This window comes from Paeniglutamicibacter sp. ZC-3 (genome assembly GCF_025847175.2).
Classification (GTDB): Bacteria; Actinomycetota; Actinomycetes; order Actinomycetales; family Micrococcaceae; genus Paeniglutamicibacter; species Paeniglutamicibacter sulfureus.
On sequence record NZ_JAOYTG010000004.1, the window covers coordinates 265,720 to 279,758 of the forward strand.

The following is a 14,039-nucleotide window of genomic DNA, read 5'->3' on the forward strand; positions in this document are numbered from 1 at the left end:
GACGGTATCGTGCACGCGATATGCGAAGAAGAGCTGGCACCAGCGGCTCGGGTCCGGAGTCCATGCCGATGCGATCATGGACCGGACCATCCAATGCGCCATCTGGATCGAGACCGGAGGCTAGAACATGCGCGATAAGATTGGCGCCATTCAGGGAATGACTAGACGCAGTAGGCCAGTGGCTCCTGCCCCGGAAGTCGAGGACTAACCTTAAACTCCGATGGGGTGGTTGTTACCCCTTTGCTACGGCTTCTCCCAACGCTTCCAACATTCGTAAATAAGTGCTGTCAACGTAATGAAACGGGGCTGGGCCCCATTGATGCCCTTCAGATCGAGAAATTGCCGTCGCCTGGGGGATGGCGATTACATTGACGCCCTTGCGCCAGGCCAGGTCGAGATAGCGTTCGGCAGCGCTATTGAAACTCTCGGCTGCAGCGGTTTGCTCATTGTGGTCTCGCCCGAATTCGTCTACAACGGCCCAAGGCGTCGCATTCAGATAAAGTTTGTTCGCTAGGCCGTAACGATCTAAAGATGTCAGCATTTCGGTCAGCCCGCGTTCCCACAATGCGTAATGATCATCGCCGCCGAACTTCAATACCGGGCCAAATGGCCCCGGATGTACTCCCTCAGCTACATGGTCGCGCGAATGGGTGATGAAGCCTCCAGAATGTGATTTTTTGACTCCCAGTCGCTCATCACAAATGTCCCAAAATACAACGTCTGGTTCCGATCTTTGGATTTCAAAACGAAGATTTCCTTCGATGTCACCCTTCGTCATCCGACGCTGGAAGCTGGATTGGATCTTTGAGAGGTTGTATTCCGACCCATCAGCCTTTCGGAACGCTGAAGCTAGAGACTGGCGTGCCACGTACCCCACCATCTCGAAACCGAAGTTTTTAAACCACGGTTCGGAGTCCCTAGTCATGCAGCTGCCATAGATGAATACACGAGTCATGCTAAAGACTCTAGTTCAATCCGACATTCTGACAGAAATGGGACTGTCCCATCCGTTGCACGTCCTTTACTCGAGGACTCCGCCGAAACGGGCATCGTGAAGCTGATTTCTTTGACTAAGGTCATTGACGTCAGGGAACCCAAGACCCTCGACTCCTATAAGCGTCTGCGAGTCCGGCGCCGAAACAGAAAGCCGGATCTGGATCGTGGTCCATCCCGGGTTTGATACCGCTGTCTTTTTTGAGAAGGATGGCAACCGTGCCCAAGAAGTACCCCGCCGTAGTCCGCGACCGTACCGCCCGCATGTTCCTTGAGCGTCTCTCCGACTACCTTTCCGTGTTTGCAGCGTGCAAGGCCCTGGCGCCGAAGCTTGACGTCGGTGGCGAGATGTTGTGCCGCTGGGTGGTGCAATCCCAGGTCGCCGCCTGCCGGAAGGACGGACCAACTGCCGATGAGCAGGAAGAGCTCAAGCGTCTGCGCGTCGAAAACCGGAATCTGAAGGAAGCCAACGAGATCCTGAAGGCGGCCTCGATCTTCTTCGCGAGGGAGCTCGACCCTCGCCGCCGCCGATCCGCCGGTTCATTGACGAGCAGCATGCCGAAGGTCATGCGGTCGAGTCGATCTGCGCCGTCCTGCGTCAGCAGGGCGTGCAGGTCGCCGCACGAACCTACCGGACCTGGAAAACACGGTTGCCGGCCCTGCGCGCCATCGAGGATGCGAAGATCATCGACACGTTGCGCATCCTCAAGGAACACGCCAACAGCCACGTTGTGCCAAATAGCTGTGAGACTTATTTGTAGCTGGCTGGGACTGGTTGGCAGGATAGTTACCGGTCGTTCCCCGCTGGAGTGTGACTCACCAAATAGCTGACCTTCACCGTGTCATTTAGAGGACTTGTCCGTTTATGCGGTGGGTCGGCCGGTACCCGTCCGACCCACCAGGGTAGCTCCATAGAAGAATGTTCACCCTTACGGGCGTGACCCCTCACAGCTATTTAGCACTGTAGGCGTCGCTCCCGTTTGTGCCGGGACTGACGTCGGGGCTTTTTTGGGGGAGAAATGTATCGGGCAAGTGCCTGCCGCCCACGGCCAAGGCAGAGCGGTACTGTAGCTCGCGGCGGGTTAAGGTGTTCGGAACATGAAGTGGAACATTTGACACTAACGAACGTCCGGGACCTTTGAATCGATGCGACTCTTCCGTGATTAGTAGTCGATCTCCCGGTCCCTGAGGGACATGTATCACTTATCGAACTAGCCAATCGCATGAGGCGGACGTCGCGGAATTGAGACAAATGTTCACCGACTGAATGATCATCTGATTCAAAGTTCGCCTCAAATTGTGTGCCGTCAGCATGCTGTAAGTACGGAGCAGGACCGGGCAGCAGTAGCGCAACTACGTTATGGAACTGGACCTGTTCAATTACTGGCTGGCGACTTGAACGAGTCTGCAAGGTCCAGGGCTGGAACTTGCAGCGTCATAGGTGCTGGGTATCTCGGCAGAAACTCTTGGTCGCAGCGCTCAATTGGTGGATCTGAAGAGGTATTTCGATGAAGAAAAGGCAGCACCTCTCCCGAGACGCAGATCACAGATTCCCAGTCAATAATTCAAGGTACGTTACAATAATTGAGGCTCGAATGGTCAGCTTTGTCGTTGGAATCTGTCGACCGGACACGATGTTGTCAGACGTCGACAGGGTCCAGCAGATGAAAAACCTCGTATCTACTCGTATCTACTAGAGAGAACAGCAAATATGCAGAAACTCGTCGTCGTCGGCCAAGGCTATGTTGGTCTTCCGCTGTCTCAAGGTGCTACCCACGCGGGACTTCAGGTGACCGGTCTCGAACTGAACCCCGCAGTTGTGGAGAACCTCAATGCTGGAATTTCCCACGTGGACGATATATCCGACAACGAACTGAGCGACATGATCGCTAAAGGGTACGCTGCGAGCAGCGACCCCGCGGTAATTGCTGATGCAGACGTCGTTGTCATTTGCGTCCCAACTCCTCTGGGCGATGCCGGCAGCCCAGACTTGGGAGCGGTCATTGGTGCGACAAAAACGATTCGCGACAATCTCTCCGGCGAAACGTTGGTCGTTCTGGAATCAACGACCTACCCCGGGACCACCGAAGATGTCTGCTTACCGCTTCTTACTGAAAATGGTGCCAAGCTGGACCATGACCTTTTCTTGGCTTTCTCCCCTGAGCGAATCGACCCGGGTAACCCGGTCTATGGTTTGAAGAACACTCCAAAGATTGTCGGCGGAATGACTGGAACTTCAGGCGACCGTGCTGTTGAGTTTTACGACAAGTTTATTGACACCGTAGTCCGAGCCAAGGGCGCCAAGGAAGCTGAGACCGCAAAGCTTCTGGAAAATACTTATCGACACATCAATATCGCTCTGGTCAATGAAATGTCGAAGTTCTGCAATGAAATGAATATTGACCTTTGGGACGTTATTGACGCTGCCAAGACCAAACCCTTTGGCTTCCAAGCTTTCTATCCCGGTCCGGGAGTCGGCGGACACTGCATCCCCATCGATCCGAACTACCTAAGCTACTCGGTTCGAAAGTCCTTGGGATACCCCTTCCGATTCGTAGAATTGGCTGAGGAAATCAACAACTCGATGCCACGTTACGTAGTAGATCGTGTGCAAGAGGTGCTGAACAAGAGCGCCAAAGCACTTAACGGTTCAAAAGTCTTACTGCTCGGTGTCACTTACAAGCCAAACATCGCAGATCAGCGCCATTCCCCGGCGGTACCTGTGGGCGAAGTATTCATCGAGCGCGGCGCCGACATTTCCTTCCACGATCCTAAAATCCAGGAGTGGCACCTTGGTGAAAAGACTTTGCAGCGCGTTGAGTCGCTCGACGAAGCTATAGCAAGTGCTGACGTTGTGGTCTTAATGCAGGACCACACGGGGTACAACGTCGACGAACTGGCGCAGGCCAGCCAGGCGTTCTTCGATACCCGCGGCGTATCCTCAAACACAAATGCAGTGCGGTTGTAAAGCGTTTTGAAAAAGAAACTAATTAAGAATCTAAAAGGTTTTCACCCTTGGCAACTCGCGGCACTGAGCGCGGCAACGATCGGCATTCTTCTTGCTGTCATCGGCAGTGCGTTGAGTTTACTCGTTTTAGCTGTGTTGGGCTTGGGTATCGCTCTAATATCAACTTGCTGCTTGGTTTTGCTTTTCAGTCGGCAAACTTGGCGTCAGTTGAAGAAGCTCACCACCAAAGTTGATCAAGCTTCGCTGGAGGGGTCAGGCCCCGTCTACATCACAGAAGCATCGAATTCTGGAGGCGAACGACCAGCGGCTATCGCCAAAGTTCTGCAACTTGGTCTCGATTTCGAATGGGCTCGGCGCATGCCCCATATCCGACCCCACATGGAGACTTTTGCGTTGCGCTCGAAGAGTGTTCGTGTACGCGATTCGATCGCGCTTGCATCCACTGGCGGTGCCTACCGTTACGACGCGTTGCGCGAGCTACTGGCGGTCACTGAACTTGGAATGATCGATCGCTCGAACCTCGAGATTGTTCGTCAGTGGGACAAAGACATGCTGCTAACGCTCGCACGACTAGCCGCTAACCAGCGTGCCTTGGAAAGCGACATGGACGACGCCATTCGTCTCTTCGCGGTAGTGGAACGTTACTTCGGAAGCAAGGCGCTCGGACGTAACGACCGACTCATCTACGTGGAAGTGCTAGGTGAGACGGGTGACCTCAAAAAGCAACGTGAAGCGATCAAACGATTCGCTCTGAAGAATAAGTTCCCTGTGCAAGCCGAGCTTTTGCGTCTGAACTCCGTTCGATTCGTTGACGGGGCGATTAGCGAACGCTGGGTGGCCGATCTCAATGCACTGTTTGAGAAGAATCGCTTCGAACAGATCAAACTAGATCCCGATACCTCACTGGCCCCGCTGGACCGCTTGCGCAGCGCCTCTGATACCAAGATCGATGGACCAATGGTTTCCGTTCTTGTGCCATCGTTTCGCGGTGGCGAGCTTTTGAAGACGGCTCTCATCTCACTTCTGGAACAGACCTGGAAGAACCTAGAAATTATAGTTGTTGACGACTGCTCTGGGCAAGACTATGAGCAGTCCTTGTTGGACGCAGAAAATCTCAGCCCGAAAATCAAGGTCATTCGGCAGAAAAGAAACCTTGGTGCATATTGTGCACGTAACGCTGCCGTTGCAATAGCCAAGGGCGAGTACGTCACAGTACATGACGATGATGATTGGTCCCATCCGGATAAAATTTCAACTCAGGTGCGCCACCTTCAAGAAAACCCCAAGGTCGCAGCTAATATGTCGTTGCACGCGAGGTCGACGGATGATCTGAAGTTCCTGCGAATCAACAACAATCCCCAATTTGCCCAACCGAATTTCTCCTCGTTAATGGTTCGCCGTGAACTCTTTGACGAGATCGGAGCCTGGGATACGGTGAATCGAGGCGCCGACGCAGAGTTCAGAGATCGGATCGTCACTCGTTTCGGCCAAGCGATCGAAGCTGTTGGCGAATTTCCGATGTCATTTACGCGTACCCGCGATGGTTCATTGACGGCTGGAGAAATGAGTCGTGGCTTTATTGATCCATCACGACTTCTGTACCTGGCTAGCTACACCAGCTGGCATAGGAAGTTCGCGGCAAACCCGACTGAATTGAGGCGTGGCCCCGTCCGAGAGTACGTGGTTCCGACGTCCATGGAAGCTGGAAAGCGCGGCACCGATCTTGGCGTGTATGACGTGGTGTATGTGACTGACTTCCGGTTCCCGGGCGGGACAACTACGTTGACGCTCTCCGAGATGAAGGCTGTGGCTCAGGCTGGAAAGCGGGTGGGATTCATCCAACTTGAGTCGCCATTGAACAAGCCTTCCACGCCAGTAAGTGAAACGCTGCTAGCGTTGCAGGCCTCCGGGGATGTGCAGCAGCTTGGTTTGGGTGATATCGCGCATGCCAAGGTCCTCGTTGTGAGGCACCCGACTGTGGTGACTTACCTGGATCGGGCAGAATCAAAAATTACTGTCGGTCAAGCTCTGTTAATCGTCAACAACCCACCCGTGAACAAGGGTGGAAGCGGGATGGTATTTGATCTTCCGGCATGCATTGAAAACATGGATCGACTGTTCGATACCACCACGCTGGTGATCGGAGAATCGGAGCTAACCCGCAAGCTATCCTTGACATTGGTACCGAAATCCCGATTGGTTGACGGAACTTGGCCTGGAGTTATTACAAGTGACTGTGTCGCCAACCCGGACTTCGGCAAAAAGCCAATCCTGGGTCGTCATTCACGCGATCACGGCTTGAAATGGCCGAGTATCGTGGCCACGTTCCGCAATGCGTATGTCTCTGACGTTTTTGACACCCAAATTCTTGGCGGCGCAAAAGAACTGCGTAAGAAGCTGGGAGAAGAAGTCACCGAGGGCGTCATAGTTCATGAATTCGGGGCCATGGAAGTCGATAGCTTCTTGAATACCGTCGACTTTTGGGCATACTTCCACGACGATAAGCTGACGGAGTCCTTCGGCATGTCAACCGCGGAAGCCATGGCGGCCGGCAAGGTCGTCATTCTTCCAGGTTACATGGAGACAACTTTCGGGGATGGCGCGGTTTACGCAGAGCCGAGCCAAGTTTCAGAGATAGTCAGCCGCTATTGGAATGACCCATCCCTGTATAAGAAACAGTCTGAGAAGGCGCGGCATTACATCGCTCAGCGATATGGCGTGGAAGCCCTGATGGGGCGAATCGAAGAGTACTCACGGAGCGAATATGCACGCGCGGAATGATGTCAGGATCGAGACTGCCTTTTCATGAGTCTGAGCTCATTTAGGGCGTTTGCGCGCAGCCTACGATTTCGAATCGATAGGCTGCGCGCAAAGTCTTCGTTTACAACGTTCGCTGAGGGAAACGTTCAAAATTTGACCTTTGGTCTACTGGCGAATGACAGGCCGAACGTTCTGTTCGTTACCAGCAACGGTGCGGGAATGGGGCATATAACACGATGCCTGGCCATGGCCACCGCTGGTCGATCTCTTTTCCATTCGTCGTTTATCACTCTGTCGACATCTGCAGCCGTGGTTGGTGCCCAAGGCTTTGAGTACCTGTATTTCCGAAGTTCCGGTAGCACTGGCCTGCCAGCCCGGCAATGGAATAACTATTTCTTTCATTTCATGGCGAGCGTGCTTAAAAGGAACCATTTCGATGCTGTTGTTTTTGACGGTACGTGGATTTACCGCGGACTAGAAGATGCCTTGAAATGTACTGATGCAACCAAATTAATTTGGCTGCGCCGAGGTCTCTGGAAACAGGGCGTACCTACTGGTCAATTGGAACGGATGGAAGCCTTGGCGGACCGGATCATCACGCCTTGGGATGTGGGGAGCCGTTATGACGAGGGGCCCCTCAAGACGCGAGGGTCATCGGCGTTGGTTAACGGGATAACTTATCTTCCAACGGACACACCATTGAGTCGTACCGAAGCTTTGGACGCGTTGAACCTTGAGAAAGGGCAGCGGTACGCGTTGGTTCAGTTGGGAGCTGGGAACATCAACGATATAAAGGACGTCCGCAGACAGGTGCTTTCGGATATTTCCCAACTAAGCCGGAACGGGATAACTCCGATTTTGGCGCTCTCTCCACTCAGCCAGGAGCGGTTCGACGTAGTTGGTGTTTCCGTACTGCGTCGCTACCCGTTAAGCCCATATTTGGCCGCCTTTGAGTTTATCGTTTCAGCGGCGGGATACAACAGTGTGCATGAAGTTGTTCGCTGGGGTATTCCGTCCCTAATAATCCCAAACGAAGCTGCCTCAACGGATGATCAATTCGCTCGCGCCAAAGGAATCGGCGATCTTCCGATGTGCTTCATGGCGAGATCAGGGTCGGAGGTACGAAACGGTATAAAGAGCCTGATCGATGTCGCAGCTGCCCGCGGTCACGGAGATCGGCTTAGCCTAGGCTCGCAAGGCGAGGCTTCTCAGAAGATAGATAGCGGCCAGGAGGCCTCTAAATTGATTTTTGAAACAGTTCAATCCGAGAAGAGAAAGAACCTTGAATAACTTTCTCATGAGGGGATTGGTTTAATTATGCGAATTCAGTTGTTGACGCATTCTTTTGGTCCGGAGGTTTCGCCGCCCCAGCGGAGGTGGATGGCGTTTGTAAGGACGTTCCTGGAGCAAAACGTCCACGTGGATGTTGTCGCGCCGAGCCTACGCGGTCGCGACTGGCATCCGTTCACCAGGCGTGAAAGGCAAGCTCTTCAGGGTCGTTTCGGTTTTCATGGCTTCCACTTCAAAATGAATGGGAGTAGTTGGTCGGGAAAAGTATTGGCCCAGTTCGGTATGGTGCTATTCATGGTGCCAAAGTCGCTGTTGGCTCCCCGTCCGGATCTCCTCGTTGTGACGGTGCCAGCCCTTCCAACGCTTGTAGCTGGATTTGTCATATCAAGAGTTCGTCGAATTCCTCTCGTCGTCGAAATGCGAGATGCGTGGCCTGAGCTTTTAGAAGAATCGGGCGTCGTCCGGTGGAAGTTTGCTGAGAAGCTGAGCGTGAGGGCGATTCAACGGATCCAATCCTCGGCTTCACTGGTTATAGCCGTAACTCCAGGTCATGCAAAAAGACTGTCTCAGGATGGAAGCAATCGCGTTGATGTGGTTTCAAACGGCTACCATTTTGCATCGTTGCCACACACTAAGAAGAAGCGCTTAGATTCTGGCACTAGGCTCCGGGTTCTTTATTTGGGAAATCTTGGAGAAAGCCAAGGCCTCGAGGAAGTTCTGGATATCGCCGCCGTATCCCAAGACTGGATGGATCTCCGAATAGTTGGGAATGGCTCGGCCTTACCTCGTTTAGAATCTCGTGCCGCAGAATTAGGGTTGACTGATGTTTTCGTCCCTCCGGTGAAGGCCAAAGGCGTGCTTGAGTGGTACGACTGGGCTGACACTTGTCTGGTCGCGCTACGTGACGATTGGGAAAGTTTCAAATACACAGTGCCGTCAAAGCTATTTGAATTGGCAGGATACGGATGTCACATCACGGGACTGGTTAGGGGGGAAGCCGCCGAACTCATTTCCAAGTACAGACTCGGTATGAGTGTTGGTGGGGATGTTTTGGGAGTCTCTCACACCCTGCGTAACCAGATCGTTGAAATCCAGGATTGGAAATACGATCCGGTGACTATGGCGGCATTCAGATCCGACTATGACTTGGAATCGCTCGCGCTCAAATACCACCGACTACTTTTTGAACACCTCTCGAAGCTCCGAGGAGGAGAGGCATAGTGCGAATTAAGCAATTTTATGGGTTACGGGCTCTTGCAAATTTGGCAGCACATGGACTTCGTGAGGATCCGACGCACTTTTCCCTGATGGTTTCCCGACGTTTATCGTCAGCAGCTGGTTTCCTAAAATTAAGTAGCGCCTTCCAAGATCTCTTGAAATCGAAGCCGTTCCCAAAGACGAAGGGACGACTTCGTGCACTTTCTGCACTTCATCTGCTCCAAGGGCGTCCGCAACAGTCACTCAGTCTCATAGAATCTGACGATTCCTCACGTGGCCACGTTGCGAGGGCCCGTATACTCGCCTTCTTGGGAGAATATGACCAGGCACTTCGTGAAGCCCTTAGCGCTGGGCATCTTGGGAACCGGTTAGTAAAATCGTACAAGTCCGAGATTGAAGTCTTGACGGGATCCTACAACCATTTGAAATCGGCTGGGGCAAAGAAGGTTTCTCGTCGGACGGCTTTGCACTTGGTGACAAATTCGCTCCCATTTACAAATAGCGGCTATACCCAACGGACACATAGTGTTTTGTCGTCCATGCAGGACGAGGGCTGGGGAATCGTAGCGTATTCGCGAATCGGATATCCATGGAATGTGGGTCAACTGCCCGTTGAAGACGTGAGCAGAGTCGACGCCATCGAGTATCGACGACTTCTGCCCAAGCGCTTGCCCTCCGAGACATCAAAGCGGATCGAATTACAGACGAGTATGCTCCGTGATGCTGTGAGACTCCACCGTCCTGCTGTTCTGCATACAACCACTGAGTTCGTCAATGGCCTTTCAGTAGGCATTGTGGCGGCCGAGAACTCACTTCCATGGGTTTACGAGGTCCGCGGGCAACTCGCCGATACCTGGCAATCCGCGTGTGCTGAACGGTCATCAGATTCGTTTAAGTACCGGTACTTTAAAAAGGCTGAAGCTGAGGTCGCCAAGGCAGCAAGCGCCGTCATCACCCTCGGTGATGCCATGAAGCAGGAATTGGTGAAAGCAGGGGTTGACCCTTCAAAGATCCTTGTTTGCCCCAACGCCGTAGGCGAAGAGTACATCTCAGATTTACCGGACAAGTCTGTTTGTCGTGTCGACTTGGGATTGAACAACAATTATCTCTACATTGGCACCGTATCAAGTCTGGTGGGTTACGAAGGCTTGGACCTCTTGGTGCGTGCGTTTGCGGATCTGACCAGGGATTTCGAGACTCTTCGACTTTTGATTGTGGGCGATGGTACAGAGCGTGCCACGCTCGTTGAATTGTCAAACGATCTAGGCGTCGGTGATCGTGTGATCTTTACTGGCCGTGTCGACAAGTCTAAAGCTCGCAAATACCACAGGTCTCTGGATATTTTTGTTGTTCCGCGGCGAGACCTTGCTGTGACTCGTGCCGTTACGCCCCTCAAGCCAGTTGAAGCTCTTGCTTCGGAAGTTCCCGTTATCGTCTCTGATTTACCAGCTCTGCGCGAGATCGTGACCGATGGTGTAGACGGGTTTTGCTTCCAACCAGAAAGCCAGCCGGACCTTGTCGCAAAGCTTCGACTACTATTGGACGATGCTAGCCTTCGTAAACGTTTAGGCTCCGCTGGGCGGAAGAAGGTACTGACCACCCGAACCTGGGCCGGAAACGCGGCCAAGATATCGGACTTGTACGATTCGCTGGCCGATCAATCGAACGGCTAATCGCAATGAAGAGTTGCCTATGCTGCGGTTTAGCTGAGCAACGTGCTAGTACGAGAAATTCAAAAATGAAAGTAGCATTCACATGTCTGAAGTTGATGTCTGTGTGGTGGGTCTTGGGTACATCGGGCTACCAACGTCCCTAGTGCTGGCAACTAGCGGGTCAAATGTTCATGGTGTTGACATCTCAGACACGGTTGTTGAGCAACTGAATGCTGGTCAAGCAACTTTTGAGGAACCAGGTCTTCAAGAATGTTTGGATGCAGCAATCGCGACAAACAACTTGTCAGTCTCAAACCGCACCGTGCCGGCTTCGACTTACATAATCGCCGTTCCTACTCCCATTGGCTCAGATAGATCGCCCGATATTTCCTACGTATTGGCGGCTGCTGCTCAGATCGCCGTGCATATACAATCCGGTTCACTCGTAATTTTGGAGAGCACTTCCCCCGTAGGCACGACTGAAGCCGTTGCAAAAGCAATCTATTCGTCCCGTGATGACCTGGATCCTGGTGATATTTTCTTGGCACATTGCCCGGAGAGGGTTATCCCAGGTCATATGCTGCATGAGATTACAACGAACGATCGAGTTGTAGGTGGCCTGAGTTTTGAAGATGCGGAAAAGGCTGCTGATTTGTACCGAACTTTCTGTACGGGTTCGATTCACTTGACCGATGCCAGAACGGCAGAACTCACCAAGCTTGCCGAGAATTCTTTCCGAGATGTCAACATTGCTTTCGCGAATGAACTCTCAATGCTCGCAGATGAGCTTGGCGTTGATGCTTGGGACGTTATTTCCTTAGCCAATAAACACCCCAGAGTGAATATCCTCCAGCCCGGACCCGGAGTGGGTGGTCACTGCATTGCAGTGGATCCCTGGTTCTTGATATCTTCAGCACCGTCCACGACAGAACTGATCCGGGCTGCGCGAAACGTAAACGATTCCAAGCCACTATTTGTGAATAGGCAGATAGTTCAAGAAGTGAAATCGAGCGGTCGGAACAGCGTGGCGATCCTTGGCTTAGCTTTCAAAGCGAACGTGGATGACTTAAGGGGATCGCCGGCTGTAGAAATCGTCGAACGTCTTGCATTGGAAAATACTGACTTGATGATTCACGTCGCCGAACCTTTTGTCTCCGAGTTGCCTGAGAGACTCGGTGGATTCCCAAATGTACGACTTGAGTCTTTGGAATCATGCCTCGATAGGGAAGAGATCGTTGTCTTGTTAGTCGATCATGACCAGTTCAAGAATATCGATTCAACCGTACTCTCGACCAAACGTTTGATTGATACCCGCGGACTGTGGCGTGAGTTGAATGTCTAATTCCGTAATGGGTCGGAAGAAGTTACTGGCCATTTTTGGAACACGGCCAGAGGCGATAAAGGTCGCGCCCATCATCGAGGCGGCTCATGCATCGGCAACCCTCGATTGTCACGTCGCCGTCACTGGGCAACATCGCGAAATGCTGGATCAAGTAAATGAATTGTTTGGGATCACGCCTGACTACGATCTAAATGTTTTTGCGCATAGCCAATCCCTCAACCGCCTGGTATCAAGAATTATTGATGGTCTTGACGAAGTCTTCGATGATTGTCAGCCTGATGCAGTAGTGGTGCAAGGTGACACTACTAGTGCTGTTGCCGGAGCAATTGCTGCCTTCTACCGCGGAATCCCGGTTGTTCACGCTGAAGCAGGCTTGCGTAGTTACAATTTGCTGTCCCCGTTCCCTGAGGAAGCGAATCGCAAACTTGCAAGTCAACTAGCTGTTCTCCACCTTGCTCCGACCATGTTCAACAAACACAACCTCATACGTGAAGGGATCGACGAAAGTTCAATAGTCGTGACGGGCAACACTGTGATCGATGCTCTCTTCGAGACCCTTCAACACGAGATCGTGTTCACAGATGAGCGTCTTAGATGCTTGGAATCGTCAGCTAGGCGCATTGTCACCGTAACTACACATCGTCGTGAGAACCACGGGAAAAAAATGAGTGACATTGCGCGTGCAATTTCAGAAATCGCACGCGACGAACCACTCGTTGAGTTCGTTTTGCCACTTCATCTCAACCCTGCGGTCCGTGATCGGATTCTTCCAGAAATTGAGGGGTTGAAGAACGTAACGGTGACAGAACCACTAAACTACGCGGAATTTACAAAGCTCCTCAGTTTATCGACTGTGGTTTTGACCGATTCTGGAGGGGTCCAGGAAGAAGCACCTAGCTTAGGCAAACCGGTACTGGTTATGCGGTCGAATACTGAGCGTCCGGAAGGGATCGTGGCAGGAACAGTAAAGCTGGTTGGTACGCATACTGATGACATCGTCCGTGAAGTGCGGGCACTTTTGAACGATGGGATGCTCTACAAGGCCATGTCGACGTCGGTGAATCCGTATGGTGATGGACATGCAGCAGCGCGCAGTGTCGCAGCGATCGAGAAGCTACTTGGGGTAGGAGCCGGTGCCAAAGAATTTGACTCGTGGTCGCCTGACGAAGAAGATTTGATTCGGGCCGCCGCTCTGATTGAACGTTAGACTGGATGCGGCGCTAGCCGAATGCCGCTTACGGGGTTACCACTCCTGTTTCGTAGGCGATGACAACCGCCTGCACGCGATCACGAGCATTGAGTTTTGCGAGGATATGCCCCACATGGGTCTTCACCGTTGCCTCCGACAGGAACAGCCCAGCTGCAATTTCCGGATTGGAGCGGCCGTTGGCGATCAGGCCAAAGACTTCGCGTTCGCGCGGGGTCAGTGACCGGACAGCCTTTACGTGGGCACTGTCCGGAAGAGACGAGCGACGAAGCATCGGTGCCACGTGGTCCAGGAGCCGTCGGGTTGTTGATGGTGCAATGACGGCGTCCCCGCGGTAGACAGTCCGTATTGAATCCAGTAGTTCTTCCGGTGGCGCATCCTTGAGCAGGAAGCCGCTGGCACCGGCCTGGATGGCAGCAAGTGCGTACTCATCAAGATCAAAGGTTGTCAGGACGATGACTTTGGGTCCGGGCGCATCGCCCGGTTCCCTGGTGCTGAATAGCGCCAGAGGGTAGTGCTGTTCTGGCGACTTGGTAGTTTCGTTCCGGATACATGGTAGTGCCCTGGGGGTTTTCGTGATCGTCTGAACTGGTCGCCACACAACACGGT

General features: G+C 52.8%; 10 protein-coding genes. 7 read left to right on the top strand and 3 right to left on the bottom strand.

Translation table 11 applies throughout. The features are described from left to right. Positions 1 to 232: 232 nt before the first annotated feature. Together OIU93_RS07320 and OIU93_RS07325 are read right to left on the bottom strand one after the other, a co-directional pair. A complete protein-coding gene (locus tag OIU93_RS07320; RefSeq protein WP_264269422.1) occupies positions 233 to 955 on the bottom strand; it encodes a DUF6270 domain-containing protein in 723 nt (240 codons plus the stop codon). Between the two features lie 325 nt (positions 956 to 1,280). Next, the gene (locus tag OIU93_RS07325; RefSeq protein WP_264269423.1) at positions 1,281 to 1,709 is read right to left on the bottom strand and encodes a hypothetical protein; all 429 of its coding nucleotides are present in this window, start codon (positions 1,707 to 1,709) and stop codon (positions 1,281 to 1,283) included. 995 nt (positions 1,710 to 2,704) lie between these two features. On the opposite strand from OIU93_RS07325, the gene OIU93_RS07330 reads away from it, so the two are divergent. The 7 genes from OIU93_RS07330 (at position 2,705) to wecB (ending at position 13,430) form a co-directional block, all read left to right on the top strand. Beyond that, entirely contained in the window at positions 2,705 to 3,961 is a 1,257-nt protein-coding gene (locus OIU93_RS07330) for a nucleotide sugar dehydrogenase (protein ID WP_264269424.1), read from the top strand. Positions 3,962 to 3,967: 6 nt separating this feature from the next. Next, on the top strand, positions 3,968 to 6,742 hold the full coding sequence (locus OIU93_RS07335; RefSeq protein ID WP_264269425.1) for a glycosyltransferase: 2,775 nt from the start codon (positions 3,968 to 3,970) through the stop codon (positions 6,740 to 6,742). A 225-nt stretch (positions 6,743 to 6,967) separates the two neighbouring features. Continuing rightward, complete coding sequence (locus tag OIU93_RS07340) at positions 6,968 to 8,011, top strand: glycosyltransferase (RefSeq protein ID WP_264269426.1); 1,044 nt, start codon at positions 6,968 to 6,970, stop codon at positions 8,009 to 8,011. A gap of 90 nt (positions 8,012 to 8,101) precedes the next feature. Next, positions 8,102 to 9,232, top strand: a complete 1,131-nt coding sequence (locus tag OIU93_RS07345) for a glycosyltransferase (RefSeq protein ID WP_264269427.1) — start codon at positions 8,102 to 8,104, stop codon at positions 9,230 to 9,232. Positions 9,233 to 9,318: 86 nt separating this feature from the next. Further along, complete coding sequence (locus OIU93_RS07350) at positions 9,319 to 10,902, top strand: glycosyltransferase family 4 protein (RefSeq protein WP_264269443.1); 1,584 nt, start codon at positions 9,319 to 9,321, stop codon at positions 10,900 to 10,902. Between the two features lie 82 nt (positions 10,903 to 10,984). After that, positions 10,985 to 12,223: a UDP-N-acetyl-D-mannosamine dehydrogenase gene (gene wecC, locus OIU93_RS07355; protein WP_264269428.1), complete on the top strand. Its 1,239-nt coding sequence runs from the start codon at positions 10,985 to 10,987 to the stop codon at positions 12,221 to 12,223. Between the two features lie 7 nt (positions 12,224 to 12,230). Next, entirely contained in the window at positions 12,231 to 13,430 is a 1,200-nt protein-coding gene (gene wecB, locus OIU93_RS07360) for a non-hydrolyzing UDP-N-acetylglucosamine 2-epimerase (protein WP_264269429.1), read from the top strand. 28 nt (positions 13,431 to 13,458) lie between these two features. Here the strand turns inward: wecB and OIU93_RS07365 are convergent. Next, a partial coding sequence (locus OIU93_RS07365; protein ID WP_264269430.1) for a response regulator transcription factor occupies positions 13,459 to 14,039 on the bottom strand: 581 nt, incomplete at its 5' end.